An 18,571-nucleotide genomic window follows, 5' to 3' on the forward strand; every position below is an offset into this window, starting at 1 on the left:
GCGGCCCGCCGGGGTGCCCCGCGCCGGACACGGGCGGCGAACAAGCCCCGCCTGCGGGGACACTGAGGATCGGGCGCGCCCGTCAGCCCTCGTACTTGGGCAGGCGGCGGACCTTCAGGCCGCCGCCCCAGCGGTCGATCGCCTCGTCGTCGGCGAAGGCCAGCGCGCGCAGCATGTTGCCGCCGTCGGACGCCTCGACCTTGCGGCGGAGCCGCCGCTGCAGCGGCTCGGCGAGCTTGGTGGTGCCCGCCTCGACGGTGTCGCCGTAGAAGGGCGTGAAGGCCACCCCGGCGAACCCGGTACGGCGCAGCAGCGTCGGCATGGTCTCGGCCGAGTAGAACATCAGGTGGTTCTTGGTGAACCCGTTCCACGCGCTGCCGCGGGCCTTGAGCTGCAGCGAGGCGGCGTTGACGGTGAGGATCATCAGCACCCCGCCCGGCGCGAGCAGGCTGCGGAAGCGCCGGAAGTCGTCCAGCGGGCGCGGCAGGTGGGCCAGGACCGACCAGAGGGTGATCACGTCGAAGCCCCCCACGGCGATCTCCGGGACGTCCTCCGGGGTGCCGTGGTAGGCCCGCGCCCGGGCGAGCCGCCGGTTGGCCTCGGCCACCGAGTCCGGCGACAGGTCGACCCCGGCCGCGTCGAACCCGCGCTGCTCGGCGAGTTCCAGGAAGAGCCCGGCCCCGCAGCCGAAGTCCAGCAGCCGCCGCCCTCCCCCCTGGGCGAAGACCGGGTGGAAGGAGTCCATGGTCAGCCGGTAGCGGCGGCGCCGGTCCGCGGCGTACTTGCCGGTGAGGAAGGCGCTGTAACCGTTGGCGTACAGGTCGCCGAGGCGTTCGGGCCGGATGTTGGGGTTGCGGTAGAGGAACCCGCACCCCGGGCAGCGCACCACCTGGTAGCTCCACCGGCCCTTGGGCCCGGTGGGGCGGAACAGCGGCTGCTGGCGGCTGTCGCCGCACAGGTGGCAGACGACGAACTCCTCGATCTCCCCCAGATCGGTCCGCTCGCGGTACTCCGCCAGCGTGAGCAGTTCGGCCCGGCGCAGCCGCAGCCGCCACTGGACCTCCCGGGCCAGCCGCTCCCCCGGCCGGACGTAGATCCGCTGCCCCCAGGGCACACGGTCGTAGCGGGAGCCGTACAGGGCTCGGTAGATCGTGCGTTTCACCGCGGCCATGGCACGTCCGTTCACGGCTTCCGTCCCCACACATCACGATTCAGTCGGTCGACAAACCGGTACCCGACCGGTGATCCGGACAGACCCGGTGCCCGGTATAGCGTTCTTCATCGGGTGATAACGTCCCAGGCCATGCGCCCAGAAGACCTCGCCCTGCTGCACGTTCCCGGCAGCGTGACCCTCCACGACGATCTCCTCCTCGTCGACGTGGCCCACCCCGACCTGAAGGCGGACGCCTACCGGGGAGGCCTGTGGCGGATCCCGCCGCAGGGCCCGCCGGTCCCCTTCACCCACGGCGACCTGGACACCGCGCCGAGCATCTCCCCGGACGGCGCCTGGGTGGCCTTCCTCCGGGCCACCGCGGGCGGCAGGCCCCAGCTGCACGTGATGCCCACCGGAGGGGGCGAGCCCCGCCCGGTCACCGACCTGCCGCTCGGCGCGGGCGCCCCGGTCTGGGCGCCCGACTCGCGGCGGATCGCGTTCGTCGCCCGGACCCCGGAGGCGGGCCGCTACGGCACCGAGGAGGGGGTGGGCCCCGCCGCCGAGGCGCCGCGCCGCATCACCGGCTTCCGCTACCGGAGCGACAACGTGGGATTCGTCCAGGACCGCCGGAAGGTCCTGTACGTGGTCAACGCGCTGGCCGACATCCCGCAGCCGGTGCCGCTGACCGGCGACCGCTACGACGTCGACGACCCCTGCTGGCACGGCGACGAGCACCTGCTGGTCTCGGCCCCCCGCGACCTGGACCCCGAGAGCCTGCACACCGACCTGTACGCGGTGCCCGCGCTGGGCGGCGAGCCGGTCCCGGTGGTGCGCGGCCCCGGCTCGGCGGCCCGCCCGGCGGTGCTCCCCGGCGGCGACGTGGTCTTCCTGGGCACGGAGTTCTCCGGGATCGACGCGGTGGCCCGCAACACCGGGCTCTACCGCGCGCCCGTACGGCTCGGCGCCGAGCCGGCGACCGTACCGACCGGGTCCGCGACCGTACCGACCGGCGCCGGGTCCGCGACCGTACCGACCGGCGTCCGGCTGACCGAGGAGGAGTCGGTGGACTGCGAGTCCCTGACCCCGCTCCCGGTGGAGGGCGGCGTCCTGGTCGCGGTCCGGGTGCGCGGCGCGGTCGAGCTGCGCCTGGTGCCCCTCGACTCCTCCACCGGCGTCCCGCTGGGCAAGCTCACGGTCGTGCTGGGCGAGCGGTCGGCCGTCAAGGCGTTCGCGGCCTGGCGCGGCCGGACCGTGGCCGTGCTGTCCACGCCCGAGCACCCCGGCCTGGTCGCCGACGCGGGCGGGACGCTCGCCGACTTCTGCGGGCCGCTGCCCGCAGCCCGCCCGCTCCGGGAGATCACCGCCGTCGCCCCCGACGGCTACCCGGTGCACGGCTGGGTGGCGCTGCCCGAGGGCGAGGGGCCGCACCCGGTCCTGCTGAACGTGCACGGCGGACCGTTCCACCAGCACGGCTGGGGCTTCCTCGACGAGACCCAGGTCTACGCCGCCGCGGGGTACGCGGTCGTGCTGCCCAACCCCCGGGGCTCCGCCGGGTACGGCCAGGCGCACGGCCGGTCGGTGGTCGGCGCGCTCGGCACCGTCGACGCCGACGACGTGCTGGCCCTGCTGGACGCGGCGCTGGCCCTGCCGGAGTGCGACGCCGACCGGGTGGGCGTGATGGGCGGCTCCTACGGCGGGTTCATGACCAGCTGGCTGGCCGCCCACCACGGGGAGCGGTTCCGCGCGGCCTGGAGCGAGCGCGCGGTCAACGCCTGGGACTCCTTCACCGGTTCCTCGGACATCGGCTGGTTCTTCGCCGAGGCCTACTGCGGTCCCGACCCCGAAACCCAGCGCGCGATGAGCCCGCTCCAGCACGCCGACCGGATCACCCTGCCGTTCGCGGTGGTCCACTCGGAGGAGGACTGGCGCTGCCCGGTCGAGCAGGCCCAGCGGATGTACGTCGCGCTGCGCCGGAACGGCGTGCCCGCCGAGTTCCTGCTCTTCCCGGGCGAGGGCCACGAGCTGACCCGGAGCGGCCGGCCCCGGCACCGCCTCCAGCGCTTCGAGGCCGTGCTGGAGTGGTGGTCGCGCCACCTGGCCTCGTAGTCGGGCTCCCGCGGCGGACCCGTCGGGCAGGCCGGCGGCGCGCGGCCGGCCTGCCCCTCAGTCGGGGACCCGCAGGACGAGGACGGCGATGTCGTCGATCGGCAGCCCGGACTGGAAGTCCACCACCTCGTCCACCAGGTGTTCGGCGACGCCCTGCGCGTCCGCGCCGCGGGCCGCCTCCAGGGACCGCCGCAGCCGCTCCTCCCCGAACATCACGCCGTCGGCGCCCCGCCCCTCGGTGATCCCGTCGGTGTAGAAGAGCAGCACGTCCCCCGGGGAGAGCTCCACCTCCGTCTCGCGCAGCTTCGGGTCGTCGAAGACGCCCAGCAGGTCTCCCGGGCGGCCCACCGGCCCGGAGGGGTGCTCCCGGGAGATCCGGACGGGGGGCGGGTGCCCGCCGAGGGACAGCTTCAGGCGCGGCCTCCCCGCGCCGTCGTGGTGGATCCGGGCGTAGGCCGCGGTCAGGAAGCGGTCCGTGCGCTCGCGCAGGAGCGCCTGGTTGAGCAGGGAGAGGACCTCCGCGGGCCGGGCGTCCCGGATGCCCGCGGCCCGCAGCGTGTACCGGGCCAGGCTGGTGACGACCGCCGCCCGCGCGCCCTTGCCGCACACGTCCCCGAGGGACAGTCCCCAGCCGTGCGCGGTCTCGAAGAGGTCGTAGAAGTCGCCGCCCACCTCGTCGCCGCTGCCGGCGGGCCGGTACACCCCGGCGACGTCCAGGCCCGGGACCGCGGGCAGCGCCGCCGGCACGAAGCTCGCCTGCAGGATCTGCGCGAGGTGGCGGGCCTCGGCCTCGGAGCGTTCGGCCCGCTGCCGCTCGCGCAGGAGCTCGCGCTCGTACCGCCTGCGGTCGGCGGCCGCCACGGCGGACAGGCGGATGACCGCCGGTCTCCCCTCCGCGGCGGGCTTGACCACCGCGTTGACCAGCACCGGCAGCCTCGTGCCGTCGGGGCGCCTCAGCTCGACCGCGATCTCCCTGACCTCTCCCTGCATCGCGAGCAGGGGGGCGAAGTGCGTGTCGTAGAAGATCCGGTCGCCCACCGGCAGGAGGGCGGGGAAGCGGACCCGGCCGACCAGGTCTGCGCGGGTGCGTCCCGCCATGGTGAGGAACGTGGCGTTGGCCCTGACGATCGTCCCGTCCGTGAGGGTGGACAGGTAGCCGAACGGCGCGTGCTCGTAGAGGTCGCCGAAGTCGTCCTCGACGGCCCCTGTCAGCGGAGGCTCATGCATCCGCGTGGCGGCCTCGTCCGGCTGGGCCACAGGCGCGGTCCCGTCCCGTCGGTCCCGTCCCCTCTCAGCCCCGCAGGAACGAGCGGATCGCGGCCACGGTCTCCTCGGGGGCGCTCAGGTTGGGGCAGTGCCCGGTCGCCTTCATCAGGACCAGCTCACTGCCGGGGATCATCCGGTGGACGTACTCCCCCACCTGCGGCGGGGCGATCACGTCCTCGGAGCACTGCAGGACGAGCGTGCGCGCCCGCACCCGCGGCAGGTCGGCCCGGTTGTCCGACAGGAAGGTCGCCCTGGCGAACTGCCGGGCGATCGCGGGGTCGGTGCGGCAGAAGCTGTTCGTCAGCTCCTCGCCCAGCTCGGGCCGGTCCGGATTGCCCATGATCACCGGGGCCATCGCGCCGGACCAGCCGAGGTAGTTGCTGTCCAGCGACTCGAGCAGCTCGTCGATGTCCTGCCGGCTGAACCCGCCGACGTAGTCGCCGTCGTCGATGTAGCAGGGCGACGGGCCCACCAGCACCAGCCGCTCGAAGCGCTCCGGCTCCTCGATCTCGGCCAGGACGCCGATCATCGCGGCGACCGAGTGGCCGACGAAGACGGCCCGCTCCAGGCCGAGCTCCCGGCAGATCTCCAGCAGGTCGCGGGCGTATCCGTCGAGGGTGGAGTGGCGCTCCGCGGAGTGGCTCGCCAGGTCCGACGAGCCGTACCCCACGTGGTCGAAGAGCACGACCCGGTGGTCCTCCTCGAAGGCCGGCGCGACGAACCGCCACATGTTCTGGTCGCAGCCGAATCCGTGGGCGAATATCATCGGCGTTCCCGAAGGATTCCCCGATATCTGGACGTTGTTACGGGCCAGCACGTCCATTGTCGTATGACGCCTTTCGTGGAAATCAATACTTCGGGCCGTATCCGGATGATATCCCCCCGTGAAGATCCCCCGGCCGCGGGCCGACGGCGTGGTGGCGATCAGGACGATCATGCGGGTCGGCGGCACCGGCGCGACGGTGAGGAGGTGATGCCCTGAGCCCGGACGCGCTCCGGCCGGCCGGCGGTTTCCCCGGCCGCCACCGGGTAGCCGAACGGCATGCGCATCGGAAACACCGAGATCAGGTTCCTCGGCGGCACCGCCGGATGCCTGACCATGATCATTATTTCCGTCCTGCTCTCGATCCTGCTCACCGTCGTGGTCAACTTGCTTCTCTGATCCGCCGGACGAGGGACCCATCATGATCGAGGAATTGCTCCAGGACCTCATGTCGACCGCGTACGGCACCTGGAGGCCGGAGGACGGCTGCCCCCGCGCCGAGATCGCGGCGGCCGAGGATCGCCTGGGGTTCGCCCTGCCGGACGCCCTGCGCGGCTACTACGCCGCGGCGGGCCGGCACCCGGAGCTGATGGGGACCGGCGGCCGCGAGTACACCCTCCGGGTGAGCGCTCCCGGGCGGCTGGACGTCGAGGCCGGCGCGCTGCTCTTCTGCGGGGAGAACCGGTGGCCCGCGCAGTGGAGCGTGTCCACGGACGACCACGGCTGGCCCGATCCCCGGGTCCAGGGGCGCTCCGGTCCGGGCGAGCGGTGGTACAGCCGGTTCAGGAGGTTGTCGGCCTTCCTGATCAACGTCGCCTGCCGGCAGGCGGTGCGGTCGCTGCCGCACCAGGCCTCCGTCCGGCTGCGCAAGGGGGATCTGGGGACCGTCGAGTCGCTGCTCGGCTACGTCGGTTCCCGCGACGTGTGCAAGGGCGGCGACTGGCTGAGCTTCGCCGACCGGTCGAGCCGGGTGCTGGCCGACTACTGCCACATCACCTCGACGCTGCGCGTCGGGACGGCGGCGCCGGGCGCGCTCGACTCCTTCCGCGAGCGCTCAGGCCTGCGCCTCGGACCGGTGTGAGGGAGCCGCGACGCCCGGGAGAGGCCGACCGCGCGTCTCCGGACCGGCCGGACGGCCGATACGGGTCCGGCCCGGATCGGCCGGACGGCCGACGAGGCGGCCGCCTTCCGGCCGATCCCCCGCCACCGGCCCCCGGCCATGATCGGGACATGTCGATCCGCACCGTACTGGCCGCCGCCTGCGCCGGTTCCGCCCTGCTGACCGCCCTCGCCCTCCCGGCCGCCGCCGACACGTCGTCGCCCTCGTGCTCCGCCGTACGCGGCCGGTTGCAGACCGCGCTGGACACCGCGGTCGAGCAGAAGGTCTCCCCCGGCCTCGCCGTATCCGTCACCAGCCCCCGCTGCGGCACCTGGCGGCTGGCCGCCGGAGCGGCCAGGCGGGAGACCGGCGCGAAGATGCGCGGGGACGAGCGCTTCCGCGTCGGCAGCGTCAGCAAGACCTTCACCGCGGTCGTGGTGCTCCAGCTCGCCGCGGAGGGCAGGCTCGACCTCGACGCGCCCATCAGCGACTACCTGCCCCGGTTCGAGCTGGAACCGGAGATCACCCTGCGCAGGGCGCTCCGGCACGAAGCCCGCCTGGGCGACTACGCCGAGACCATCGACCAGCTCGCGCTGCGCTTCACCACCGTCGAGCCGGAGCGGCTGGTCGCCACCGGGCTCGAGATGCCCCGGACCGAAGGCTGGGCCTACTCCTCCACCGGCGCCGTCCTGGCCGCCCTGGCCGCGGAGAAGGCGACCGGCCAGGACATCGGCCGGCTGATCACCCGGCGCGTCATCAAGCCGCTCAAGCTGACCGGCACCTACTGGCCCGGCACCAGGGACGACGTGGCGGGAAGGCACGCCGACGGCTACGTCCTCGACGAGGGCGTCTACCACAACGCCACCCGCTTCAACCCCTCCATCGGTCACGCGGCGGGCGCCCTCATCTCCACCCCGCAGGACCTCGACCGCTTCTACGGCGCCCTGCTCGGCGGCAGGCTGCTCCCCGCCGAGCAGCTGGCCGAGATGCGCACCACCGTCCCGGCCGATCCCGAGCGGATGTGGCCGGGCGCGCAGGCGGGACTCGGCCTGTTCCGCACCGCGTTGCCCTGCGGCGGCGACTGGTGGGGCCACGGCGGCGGATTCGTCGGCTATCGCACCCTGGCGGGCGCCACCGACGACGGCCGCCGCGTCGCCCTGGCCGCCAACCAGCAGCCGAGCGACGCCAAGGCCTTCCAGCTGGAGGTGCTGCCCCGGCTGCTGTGCGCCCTGGATTAGGCCCGGGAGCATCCGGGGCGGGCCTTCACAGCGCCCCGGACAGCCGGGACTCCACCTCCCGGTAGCGGGCCACCGGGATCAGGTGCACCCCGTCGAAGGCGCCCGAGTCGCGGATGGCCAGGACCTGCTCGCATGCCGCCCCGACCCCGGCGAGCCGGTCGGCCGCCACCCTCTCCACCAGGTCCGCGGGGATGTCGATGTCGGGGATCGCGGCGGCCAGGCGGCGGGCGTGGTTCTCGCTGGCGATGACCATCACCCCGGCGTAGACCGGCACGTCCACCGGATTGGCCTCGCGCCACCGCAGCAGCGCCTCCAGCGAGAAGCAGACCTGGACGAACACGAAGTCGGCGGCGCGCTTCCAGGCCGGCAGCGGGCGCAGCCCGGCCGCGGTGCCGACCCGGAAGGCGGGACTTCCCGCGAAGGCGGGATCCTCGCCGAGCCTGCGGACCTCCTCGATCATCGAACGGACGGTCAGGTCGCTGGTCCGGTTGCCCGTGGCGGGCTTGTCGCCGTACACGAACAGGAACTGGTCGACCCCGTACGCCGCGGCGGTGAGCAGGTCGCGGCGGAAGCCCAGCAGGTTGCGGTCGCGGGAGTTGAGGCAGGCGATGCTCCGCCCGCCCATCGCCTGGACCTCGTGGGCGACGGCGACGCTGGAGACCGTGGCCCGGCCGATGTGGTTGTCCGGGACGAGGAAGGAGCCGGCGATCCGGCTGAGGGTGCCGATCTGGTGGCGGACGTGCTTGAGGTCTGGGCGGGTCGGCGGCTCGATCTCACAGACGATTTCGAAGGGTCGATCAGTCATGGGATCGAATCTACGGAAACTGTGATCTCCGGGCCGGGTGTTCCACTGGACGAGACCGGCTCGAATCACAAGAAAGAGGGCACCGACGTCCGGGGAGATCCGTTGTTCCCTGCGAGGAGGAACCATGGTCTTCGACAGGCGTCCCGCACTCGCCTTCGCCACAGGCGCTCTGATCCTCGCCGGGCTGATCGCTCTCCCCGCCGTCCGGCCCCTCTGGCCTCCGGCGCTCACCCTCCACGTCCTGGGCGGCGCCGTCGTCGCCGCGGACGTCGTCATCGTCCCCGCCGTCCTGGGCCGCGTCCCACCGGCGCTGCGCATGACGTGGGGATCGGCGGGAGCGGGCGGCGGGGTCGTGCTCCTCACCTCCATGGTGCTGGTGTACCTGCCCGGGGCCGATCCCTATCTGGTGGAGACCGCTTCGGACGCGGGTTACCTCGGGTTGCTCGGAGGGCTCGTGGCGGGTGGAGCGGTCATGCTCATGGCGACCGCCGTCCTGGTCACGCGGAACGGGCGGGCGGAGCACGTCGGCGGGATCGAGGAACGCGCCGCGAGGGAAGACGGCGTGACCGGCGGAGGATACGTGGCGGTCTGCGACTGCGGTTGGGAGGGGTCCCTGCGGGAGGACTCCTCCCAGGCGCTCGTGGAGGCGGGAGACCACGCGAGCAGGGTCCGGCTCCGGCCCGGAATCCCCGGCGCTCCCTAGGGTGTCGTCCTACGGTGCCGAGCACCGGTGACGAACACGGCCGCCTCCCCTGCCGGGGATATCCGGTGGCGCACTCCACCGCCGACGGCGAAGATCGCGGCATGGACGTCTTCCTGGAAACCGAGCGGCTCGTGCTGCGCCCGTTCACCGACGCCGACGCAGACCACCTCTTCGCGCTGGACGACGACCCCGAGGTCATGCGCTTCATCAACGGCGGCCGGCCGGCGGACCACGAGACGATCCGGACGCGGGTCCTGCCCCGGCTGCTTCGCGACTACCCGTGCTTCGGCACCCGTGGCTACTGGGCCGGCGAGGAGAAGGCCACCGGAACCTTCCTGGGCTGGTTCGAGTTCCGCCCCCTCGACGACCACAGCCCCGCCGTGGTCGAACTCGGCTACCGGCTGAACAGGGCCGCCTGGGGCAGGGGCTACGCCACGGAGGGATCCCGGGCCCTGGTCGGCAAGGGGTTCACCGACCTCGGGGTGGAACGGGTCGTCGCGAACACCATGGCGGTGAACACCCGATCCCGCCGGGTGATGGAGAAGGTCGGCCTGTCGTTCCTACGGAACTTCACCGAGGACTGGCCCGAGGCCATCGAGGGCTCCGAGCACGGCGAAGTCGAGTACGGACTCACCCGGGCCGACTGGCGGCAACGCCGGTAACCGCGAGCCGCCTCGCCTGTCCCGGCCCGCGCCCGGCCGGCGCGCAGGCGTTGATCACCCGGTCGTAGGCTGGCGCCGTTGCCGAGATCAGGAGGATGGGATGGAGTACGTACGGCTGGGGACGACCGGGTTGAAGGTCTCCCGGGTCTGTCTGGGCATGATGAGCTACGGCGATCCCGCCCGGTGGGGCGAGTGGGTGCTGGACGAGGCCGCCGCCGAGCCGATCGTGCGGCGGGCCGTGGAGGCCGGGGTGACGTTCTTCGACACCGCCGACGTCTACTCCCGGGGCGCCAGCGAGGAGGTCACCGGCCGGCTGCTGGCCCGGCTGTTCCCCCGCCGCGACGACTACGTCCTGGCCACCAAGGTCTTCTTCCCCATGGGCGAGGGGGCCAACGACCGCGGCCTGTCGCGCAAGCACCTGCACGCGGCCATCGACGACTCCCTGCGCCGCCTGGGCACCGACCACGTCGACCTCTACCAGATCCACCGCTGGGACGACGAGACGCCCATCGAGGAGACCATGCAGGCCCTGCACGAGATCGTGCAGGCGGGCAAGGCCCGCTACCTCGGCGCCTCCAGCATGGCCGCCTGGCAGTTCGCCAAGGCCCAGCACGTCTCCGAGGCCAACGGCTGGACGAAGTTCGTCTCGATGCAGAATCACTACAATCTTCTCTATCGTGAGGAGGAGCGCGAAATGCTCCCGCTCTGCGCGGACCAGGGCGTGGGGGTCATCCCGTGGAGCCCGCTGGCCCGCGGTCTGCTCGCCCGCGCGGGTTCCGCGGAGAGCACCGTCCGCGCCGGGAGCGACCCCCGCATCGACGCCCTCTACACCGACGAGGAGAACAACCGGCTGATCCTCGACCGGGTCGCCCAGGTCGCCCGGGAGCGCGAGGTCACCGCGGCCCGGGTGGCGCTGGCCTGGCTGCTCCACCAGCCCGCGGTGACCGCCCCGATCGTCGGCGCGACCAGGGACCGCCACCTGGACGACGCCGTCGCCGCGGTGGAGCTGGCCCTCACCGACAAGGAGATCGCCTTCCTCGCCGAGCCGTACCGGCCCCGTCCCGTCAGCCTCTGAGCGGGCCGGGCGGACGGCGCGCCGGAGGCGACAGGGGCCCGGCGCCTCGGTGACGGGCCGCCGGGGCGGAGACGGGTCTGCGGGAGTGCACGGGCGGCGCATCCCCCGCTGAAGTTTTCCCCCGGAACGTCCCCGGCGCCGTGTCGTAGTACGCACTGCGGGTGTGGAGAAGGCCATGGTGGGGGCCCCGGATCGCGGGCACGCTTCCGGGCGACCGTTCACCGGAAAGGACCTGATCATGTCCCATCTCGACACCACCGCCGCGGGCCCGCAGACGGGCGGCGGGTGGCCGGACCCCGCCTCGCTGGACGTCGACTCCGAGCGGCTGGACGAGTTGCTGGGCAGGGCGATCGTCGACGCCGGGGCCACGACCTCCGCGGGCCTCGTCGTGCTGGGCATGCGGCTGGGCCTCTACGAGGCGCTGGCCGGCGGCCCGCTGACGACCGCCGAGCTCGCCGGGCGCACCGGTACGGCCGAGCGCTACGTGCGGGAGTGGGTCAGGGCCCAGGCCGCCGGCGGTTACCTCACCCACGACCCGGACGGCGACCGGTACGGCATGTCGCCCGAGCACGCGCTGGCGTTCAACCCGCGGGGGCCGCTGAACCTCGGGACGATGTTCCGCTTCGCCGTACGCGCGCTGACCGGGCTCGACCGGCTGGAGGCGGCGATGCGCAGCGGGGAGGGCATCGGCTGGCATGAGCAGGACGACGAGCTCGTCGCGTCGGTCGCCGACTTCTTCCGGAGCGGGTACGCCGCGCACCTGGTGACCGAGTGGATCCCGGCCCTGGACGGCGTGCACGAGCGGCTCACCGCGGGCGCCCGGGTGGCCGACGTCGGCTGCGGGTACGGGGTCACCACGATCCTGATGGCCCAGGCCTATCCGGCCTCGGAGTTCGAGGGCTACGACTACCACGACGTCTCGATCGAGCGGGCGCGCAAGGCCGCCGAGGCCGCGGGCGTCTCCGAGCGGGCGCGGTTCACGGTCTGCGCGGCCACCGAGATCCCTGCGGGCGGATACGACCTGGTCTGCACCTTCGACGCCCTGCACGACTACGGCGACCCGGTCGGTGCGGCCCGGCGCATGCGCGAGGCGCTGGGCGAGGGCGGGACCTGGCTGCTGGTGGAGCCGGCCGCCGGGGACCGGGTCCAGGACAACCTCCATCCGATGGGGCGCATGTTCTACGCGGCCTCGACCTACATGTGCGTGCCCAACGCCGTCTCCCAGGGCGGTTCGGCGATGGGCGCGCAGGCGGGCGGGCAGGCGCTGCGCCGGGTGCTGGAGGAGGCGGGCTTCACCGACGTGCGCCTGGTCGCCTCGACCCCGGTCAACCACGTCTACCAGGTGCGTCCCTGACGCGAGGGGACCGGTCGTCAGGAGACGGTCAGCCGGCCGCTGCCCTCGACGGCGGACACCCCGCTGACGGTGCAGGACGTGAGGTCGGTGGTGGGGGTGGCGCTGCCCGCGACGCGGCGCCCCTTCATCGGGCCGGAGACGACCTTGCCGACCAGGAGGGCGTCGGCGGGGTTGGTCCCGGACAGTTCGCGGGACCCTGATCGGATCTTGGAGGTTCCCGCGGCCCGGCCGCGGGAGTCGTACCAGGTGATGGTGCCCTGGCTGCGCAGGCCGGAGACCCCGGTGCAGCTCGCCCGGCCCGAGCCCTTCATGGCCAGCCGCCCGCTCTTGAGGCGGGACTGGGAGCCGTCGGGAGAGGTGCAGGAGCTCAGCCGCAGGGTGCCCTTGGTCTCGACGGGGGCGGGTAGCAGGCCGACCGCCGGGGTGAAGGTGACCGGCCGCCCCGGCTCGGTGGCCGCGGTGCAGACCAGTTTGGCGGGGGCGGCGGAGATGCGGGCGTCGGTGAGGGCGGGCGCGGCGGAGACCTGCGCGGTGCGGGCCGTCGCGGCGGGGGCGAAGGGAGCCGTCGCGGCGAGCGCCGCGGCGAGTACCGCGGTGAGCGCGGTGATCGGGCCGGGCACCGCCCGGCGCGGGGTGCGGCGCCCGTCGCGGCGGGTACGGCCGGCGGTCCGGGGTGGGACGGTCATGGTTCTCCTCGGTGATTCTCATTACCCTGAGTAGTTCTATCGAGACCATCTGTAGCATGCGGTGGTGATCCCCGGAGGCGATCCGCGGGTTCGCACGGAGCGCGCGGGCGGACGGGCCCCTCGGCCGGTCCGCCCGATCGGCTCCCGACCGGCCCGGGCGGCGTCCCGCGGAGACCGCGGACCGGTTCCCCGTCCTGCACCCTCGGCCCGGAGGCCGGGGCCCACCCCGGAGACGATCGATGACGCTGCCGGCCGAACGACTCGGCACCGGGCCCGCCCCGCCCCGCCCGCCGGAGGGGCCTCCCGGGCCCGCGGGCCGGTTGGGGACGTGGGCGGCGCGGCACCGCCGGCCGGTGGCCGGGGTGTGGCTGCTGGCCGTGGTCGTGTCGCTGGCGCTGCTGCCGGGGCTGGTCCGCACCCTGGGCGGCCCTTCGCTGGAGGTGGCGGGCTCCCCTTCGGCGCGGGCCGCCGCGCTGCTGGAGCGCGGGTTCCCGGAGATGGGCTCCGAGCAGGTGGTCGCCGCCTTCACCTCGACCGCCCCGACCGCACCGACCGGCCCAGCCGCCCCAACCCGCCCGAGCGCGCCGACCGGCCCGGCGGCCCCGACCACTCCGGCCACCCCGACCGCGCCGACCACCCCGACCGGCCCGGCGGCCTCCGATCCGGCGTACCTGCGCGCGGTGGGCGCGGCGCTGCGGGCGCTGGCCGGACGGCCGGGGGTCGGCGCGGTCCAGGTCCTGCCGCCGGCGCCGGGGCAGGACCGGCGCAACCTGTACGCGCTGGTCGGGCTCACCGGGGACGAGGCCGCGCGGCAGCGGCGACTGGCGGACCAGGCGTCCGTCCTGCGGGAGGCGGCCGGGCGGGCGTCCGGCGGCACGGTCGGTGCGTCCCTGGTCGGGGTGACGCCGCTGTTCGCGGAGGTCAAGGAGGTCGATCTGGCCGACCTGCGGACCGCCGAGGCGGTGGCCGTCCCGCTGGCGCTGCTGATCCTCACCGCCGGGCTCGGGTCGCTGGGGGCGGCGCTGGTGCCGCTGGTCGTCGCCGGGGCCGCCGTCGCGGTCACCGCCGGGGTGCTCGCCGCGGCGGGTCCCGGGCTGGGAGCCGGGCCGGACACGCTGACGCTGACGGTCGCCTGCTCGGTGGCGCTGGGGCTGGGCATGGACTACGCGCTGCTGATCACGTTCCGGTACCGGCAGGCGCGCGGCCGGGGCCTGGACCGGTTCGCGGCGGCCGGGACGGCGACGGCCACGGCGGGGACGACGGTGTGCTGGTGCGCGGTGGCGGTGGCCCTCGCCGCGTGCGCCCTGCTCGCCGTACGGGTCGGCCCGGTCCGCTCGCTGGCCCTGCCCGCCGTGGTGGCCGCGGTGGCGGCACCGGCCGGGGCGCTGACGCTGCTGCCGGCCCTGCTGGCCGGATGCGACCGCTTCCTGGCATTCGGCGCCCTGCCCCGGCGCGGCGGGTCCGGCCGGGCCACCGGGAGACACGGCGTGGCCCGCGAGGGCGAAGAGGGCGGGTGGGCGCGCTGGGCGCGGCATCTGATGCGCCACCCGTGGCCGTACCTCGCCGGCGCGACCGCGCTCCTGCTGCTGGCCGCCGCCCCGCTGCCGGGTCTCCGGCTGGGCATGGACGTCGACCGGGCGTCCGTCGCCGGCACGGACGCGGGGCGCGGCCTGGCCCGGATGGAGGCCGACGGGGTGGCGGGGCTGACGGCGCTGCTGCTGCCCCACCCCCCGGGCGCTCCTCCGGTGGACACCTCCGCGCTGGTGGCCGCGCTGCGCGCGGATCCGCGGGTGGCGCTGGCCGTGCCCGCCGACAACGGCCGCGACCTGACCGTCGTCGTGGTGCTGAGCGACCAGCCGCCCGACCGGGCGGGCGCGGCCGCGCTGAACGAGCGCATCGCCCGGGCGCCGGCCCTGGGCCTGCTGCCCGCCGGGCAGCGGGTGCTGGTCGGCGGGCCCGCCGCGATGACGGCCGACCTGGGCGCCGCGAGCACCGACCGGCTCTGGCAGGTGGCGGCCCTGGTGCTGTCCGGCTCGCTGCTGTTCCTGTCCGTGGCCTTCCGCAGTCTGCTGCTGCCGCTCAAGGCGGTGCTGCTGAATCTATTGACCGTCGCCGCGGCCTTCGGGCTGACGGTCTGGGTGTTCCAGGGGCCGTCCGGGACTCCGGCGGTCTCCGCGGTGCTGCCGGTGGCCCTGCTCACGCTGGTGTTCGGCCTGTCGATGGACTACGAGGTGTTCGTGGTCCATCGCATCGCCGAGTACCGCCGCGCGGGCGCCGGGGACACCGCGGCGGTCGCGCTGGGACTGCAGCACAGCGCGCGGACCGTGACCCTGGCCGCCGCGGTCATGGTCGTCACCTTCGCCGGGCTGCTCGCCGGGCACCGGCAGGAGGTCCGGCAGCTCGGCTTCGCCGTCGCCGCGGCGATCACCATCGACGCGGTCCTGATCCGCCTGGTCATGGTGCCGGCGCTGATGCGGCTGCTGGGGCGGGGCAGCTGGTGGCTGCCCGCGCCGCTGGCACGGCTCCTGCCGCCCGCCGGGCCCGGTGTCGCCGTGGGCCCGGAACCGTCGGTGCGATCTCTTAGGGTGGGCCCGTGACACGAGCGAATGACGATGTGGCCGCCGCCCTGGAGGAGTACGCCGAGCTGTTCGCGATGACGGGCGGTGACGCGTTCCGGGTCCGCAGCTACCAGAAGGCCGCCAAGGCCATCGCGGGCTTCCCCGAGGACATCGCCTCCACGGCCGTGCGGAGCGTGCCCGGCGTGGGCGAGGCGATCGCGAAGAAGGTCGAGGAATACCTCGAGCGGGGCGGCTTCCGGCAGCTCGACGAGTTGCGCGCCAAGGTCCCCGACGGGGTGCGCAGGCTGACCCGGGTGCCCTCGCTCGGGCCGAAGAAGGCGGTCTTCCTCTACCAGGAGCTCGGCGTCGACTCCCCCGAGGCGCTCGCCGAGGCGATCAGGGCGGGCCGGCTCAAGGGGGTGAAGGGCTTCGGTCCCAAGACCGAGGAGAACCTCCTGCGGGGCGTCGAGCAGCTGGCGCGGACCAGCGCGCGGGTGCACGTCGGCGTGGCCATGGAGCTGGCCGAGCGGGTCGTCGCCTCGCTGCGGGACGGGGCCGAGCGCATCGCCCACGCCGGGTCGCTGCGCCGGATGCGCGACACCGCCGGCGACGTCGACGTGCTGGCCGTCGCGCCGGAGTCGCTCATGGACGACTTCAAGGCCAAGCCGTACGTCGCGGAGGTCATCGCCTCGGGCGCGAAGAAGACCTCGATCCGCACCCACCAGGGCGTGCAGGTGGACCTGCGGCTGATCCCGGCCGGGTCGTGGGGCGCCGGCCTGCTGTACTTCACGGGGTCGCAGGCGCACAACGTGCGGTTGCGGGAGATCGCCGTGAAGAAGGGCTGGAAGCTCTCCGAGTACGGCCTCTTCGACGGCGACCGGGTGATCGCGGCGGCCGAGGAGGAGGACGTCTACCGGGCGCTCGGCATGGAGTGGATCCCGCCGGCGCTGCGCGAGGACGGCGGAGAGGTCGCCGCCGCGCTGGAGGGCGGGCTGCCCCGGCTGGTCACGCTGGAGGATCTCCGCGGCGACCTGCACACCCACACCGACCTGACCGACGGCATCGCCTCGCTGGAGGACATGGTGGCCGCCGCCGCCGCGCGCGGCCACTCCTACTACGCGATCACCGACCACGCCCCGGACCTGGCCATGCACCGGATGACGCTGGAGAAGGCGCTGGAGCAGCGCGAGCAGATCAAGCGACTTCAGGGTAGATATCCGGACATGCGGCTCCTGCACGGCACCGAGCTCAACATCGGCCCGGACGGCTCGGTCGACTGGCCGGCCGAGATCCTGGCCGGCTTCGACGTGTGCGTGGCGAGCGTGCACTCCCACTTCGGGCAGTCCCGCGAGGAGATGACCCGGCGGCTGGTCACCGCGTGCGAGAACCCGCACGTCCACGTCATCGGCCATCCCACGACCCGGCTGATCGGCCGGCGCGAGCCGGTGGACGCCGACTGGGACGAGGTCTTCCGCGCGGCCGCCCGCACCGGCACCGCGATGGAGATCGACTCCATGCCCGACCGCTCCGACCTCCCCGACGACCTGGTACGGCTGGCGCGCCACCACGGCGTGGTCTTCTCCATCGACAGCGACGCCCATGCGGTGCCCCACCTGGCGGGACAGCGCTTCGGCGTCGGCATCGCCCAGCGCGCCTGGCTGACCCCGGAGGACGTGGTGAACGCCTGGCCGCTGGAGCGGCTGCTGGCCTTCCTGGGCCGCTGAGGATCCGCGAACCCGCACCCCCCACGAGATTGCATGCTTTCCTAGTAGGTAATAGCAGCAATGGAGGGGATGGTGCCGCATGCCGGACGAGGCCGTCGTCGAACCCACCGCCGGGCCCATCGTCAAGCCGCTGCCGCCGGAGCTGTTCGACGTGCACGGCTCCTGCGCCGAGATGCGCTGGGAGGCCATGCGCGGCGTCGGCTACCACGTGCCCACCGACCGGTTCTTCGTGCGCAACCACACCCGCACCCCGGTGATCGACGCGGCGGCCTGGCGGCTGGAGCTGCACGGCTCGGGTCTGCGCGCGCCGAGGAGCTTCGGCTACCGGGAGCTGCTCGCCCTGCCCTCCGTGACCCGGGACGTGCTGATCGAGTGTGCGGGCAACGGCCGGCGATTCTTCACCGACCAGCAGCACCAGGAGGTCTCCGGCACCCCGTGGCGGCTCGGCGCCGCCGGGGCGGCCCGCTGGCGCGGGGTGCCGCTGGCCGCGGTGCTGAAGCTCGCCGGGATCACCCCCGGCGCCGTCGACGTGATGCCGCGCGGGCTCGATCCGTGCTACGTGGCCGACGGCGTCGACCACGGCCGGGTGCGGCGGCCGATCCCGGTCGCCAAGGCGCTCGACGACGTCATCCTGGCCTACGAGATGAACGGCGAGCCGCTCCCGCCCGACCACGGGCACCCGGTCCGGCTGGTCGTGCCGTCGTGGATCGGGCTGGCCTCGGTCAAGTGGGTGGGCGACATCGAGGTCTCCGCCGAGCCGCTGTCCTCGCCGTGGACCACGGAGTTCTACCGGATGCTCGGCGGGGAGCACCCGCCGGGGGGCGGTCCCCCGCTGACCGTGCACGACGCCAAGAGCGCCTTCGAGCTGCCGTGGGGGGCCGTCCTGGCCGCCGGGCGCCCGCACGTGCTGCGCGGCCGTTCCTGGTCCGGCCGCGGCCGGATCACCTCGGTCGAGGTGAGCGTCGACGGCGGCGCCTCCTGGCGGCCGGCCCTGCTGCACGGCGCGCACGTCGCCCGCGCCTGGACCCGCTGGCACGTCACCTGGAACCCCCCGGCGAGCGGTTCGTACACCCTGCTCGCCCGCGCGACCGACGAGACCGGCGCCACCCAGCCCATGGAGAGCCCTTACAACGAATTGGGATATCTCTTTAACGCGGTTGTGCGCTGTCCGGTGCGGGTCATAAACGTCTAGCGAAACCTCCAGCGGCACGGAAACACAATCCCAACGGGAAAAACGGCCACCGCACCCGCATGACCTCCGCATGCGTTGATCAGGCAGGACACGTTACCGAAATCGGCGTTCGCTATTGCGGATTTCATCTGAAAGACTCCTCCGGTTGCTCCACGGAAACGCAGACGAAACGAACCGGGGTGATGAT

Annotated in this window: 15 protein-coding genes; 10 read left to right on the plus strand and 5 right to left on the minus strand. The window is 73.9% G+C overall.

Features of this window, described 5'->3' with window-relative positions:
• Nucleotides 1-82: 82 nt before the first annotated feature.
• On the minus strand, nucleotides 83-1,162 hold the full coding sequence (locus tag HS048_RS38265; RefSeq protein ID WP_196468909.1) for a class I SAM-dependent methyltransferase: 1,080 nt from the start codon (nucleotides 1,160-1,162) through the stop codon (nucleotides 83-85).
• Between the two features lie 141 nt (nucleotides 1,163-1,303).
• Here HS048_RS38265 and HS048_RS25770 point away from each other — a divergent pair, with 141 nt between their 5' ends.
• Entirely contained in the window at nucleotides 1,304-3,259 is a 1,956-nt protein-coding gene (locus tag HS048_RS25770; RefSeq protein WP_196468910.1) for a S9 family peptidase, read from the plus strand.
• A 57-nt stretch (nucleotides 3,260-3,316) separates the two neighbouring features.
• Here HS048_RS25770 and HS048_RS25775 read toward each other — a convergent pair whose 3' ends face one another.
• Nucleotides 3,317-4,486 (minus strand): PP2C family protein-serine/threonine phosphatase, encoded by a 1,170-nt coding sequence (locus HS048_RS25775; protein ID WP_196468911.1) that lies wholly within the window; start codon nucleotides 4,484-4,486, stop codon nucleotides 3,317-3,319.
• Between the two features lie 64 nt (nucleotides 4,487-4,550).
• Nucleotides 4,551-5,291, minus strand: coding sequence for an alpha/beta hydrolase (locus tag HS048_RS25780; RefSeq protein ID WP_307832636.1), 741 nt, complete (start codon nucleotides 5,289-5,291; stop codon nucleotides 4,551-4,553).
• Between the two features lie 418 nt (nucleotides 5,292-5,709).
• Between HS048_RS25780 and HS048_RS25785 the strand changes: the two genes are divergently transcribed.
• Nucleotides 5,710-6,369: a hypothetical protein gene (locus tag HS048_RS25785; RefSeq protein WP_196468912.1), complete on the plus strand. Its 660-nt coding sequence runs from the start codon at nucleotides 5,710-5,712 to the stop codon at nucleotides 6,367-6,369.
• Between the two features lie 149 nt (nucleotides 6,370-6,518).
• Nucleotides 6,519-7,625, plus strand: coding sequence for a serine hydrolase (locus tag HS048_RS25790; protein ID WP_196468913.1), 1,107 nt, complete (start codon nucleotides 6,519-6,521; stop codon nucleotides 7,623-7,625).
• A gap of 25 nt (nucleotides 7,626-7,650) precedes the next feature.
• Here HS048_RS25790 and HS048_RS25795 read toward each other — a convergent pair whose 3' ends face one another.
• A complete protein-coding gene (locus HS048_RS25795; protein ID WP_196468914.1) occupies nucleotides 7,651-8,430 on the minus strand; it encodes a methylenetetrahydrofolate reductase in 780 nt (259 codons plus the stop codon).
• Between the two features lie 124 nt (nucleotides 8,431-8,554).
• On the opposite strand from HS048_RS25795, the gene HS048_RS25800 reads away from it, so the two are divergent.
• The 4 genes from HS048_RS25800 to HS048_RS25815 all read left to right on the plus strand — a co-directional run bounded on the left by HS048_RS25800 (nucleotide 8,555) and on the right by HS048_RS25815 (nucleotide 12,224).
• Nucleotides 8,555-9,133, plus strand: coding sequence for a hypothetical protein (locus HS048_RS25800; protein ID WP_196468915.1), 579 nt, complete (start codon nucleotides 8,555-8,557; stop codon nucleotides 9,131-9,133).
• A 65-nt stretch (nucleotides 9,134-9,198) separates the two neighbouring features.
• On the plus strand, nucleotides 9,199-9,795 hold the full coding sequence (locus HS048_RS25805; RefSeq protein ID WP_307832637.1) for a GNAT family N-acetyltransferase: 597 nt from the start codon (nucleotides 9,199-9,201) through the stop codon (nucleotides 9,793-9,795).
• A gap of 100 nt (nucleotides 9,796-9,895) precedes the next feature.
• Complete coding sequence (locus HS048_RS25810) at nucleotides 9,896-10,870, plus strand: aldo/keto reductase (protein WP_196468916.1); 975 nt, start codon at nucleotides 9,896-9,898, stop codon at nucleotides 10,868-10,870.
• 238 nt (nucleotides 10,871-11,108) lie between these two features.
• Complete coding sequence (locus tag HS048_RS25815; protein ID WP_196468917.1) at nucleotides 11,109-12,224, plus strand: methyltransferase domain-containing protein; 1,116 nt, start codon at nucleotides 11,109-11,111, stop codon at nucleotides 12,222-12,224.
• Nucleotides 12,225-12,241: 17 nt separating this feature from the next.
• Here HS048_RS25815 and HS048_RS25820 read toward each other — a convergent pair whose 3' ends face one another.
• A complete protein-coding gene (locus HS048_RS25820) occupies nucleotides 12,242-12,910 on the minus strand; it encodes a hypothetical protein (RefSeq protein ID WP_196468918.1) in 669 nt (222 codons plus the stop codon).
• Between the two features lie 239 nt (nucleotides 12,911-13,149).
• On the opposite strand from HS048_RS25820, the gene HS048_RS25825 reads away from it, so the two are divergent.
• The 3 genes from HS048_RS25825 to HS048_RS25835 all read left to right on the plus strand — a co-directional run bounded on the left by HS048_RS25825 (nucleotide 13,150) and on the right by HS048_RS25835 (nucleotide 18,384).
• Nucleotides 13,150-15,507: an MMPL family transporter gene (locus HS048_RS25825; RefSeq protein WP_196468919.1), complete on the plus strand. Its 2,358-nt coding sequence runs from the start codon at nucleotides 13,150-13,152 to the stop codon at nucleotides 15,505-15,507.
• Nucleotides 15,504-17,192 carry a DNA polymerase/3'-5' exonuclease PolX gene (gene polX, locus HS048_RS25830; protein ID WP_068895545.1) on the plus strand — a complete coding sequence of 563 codons (1,689 nt, stop codon included), beginning with the start codon at nucleotides 15,504-15,506 and terminating at the stop codon, nucleotides 17,190-17,192. The genes HS048_RS25825 and polX overlap by 4 nt, the downstream gene beginning before the upstream one ends.
• Before the next feature lie 79 nt (nucleotides 17,193-17,271).
• Nucleotides 17,272-18,384 (plus strand): sulfite oxidase, encoded by a 1,113-nt coding sequence (locus HS048_RS25835; RefSeq protein WP_196468920.1) that lies wholly within the window; start codon nucleotides 17,272-17,274, stop codon nucleotides 18,382-18,384.
• The last annotated feature ends 187 nt before the right edge of the window (nucleotides 18,385-18,571 follow it).

It is taken from the genome of Planomonospora sp. ID91781 (assembly GCF_015711595.1).
GTDB lineage: Bacteria > Actinomycetota > Actinomycetes > Streptosporangiales > Streptosporangiaceae > Planomonospora > Planomonospora parontospora.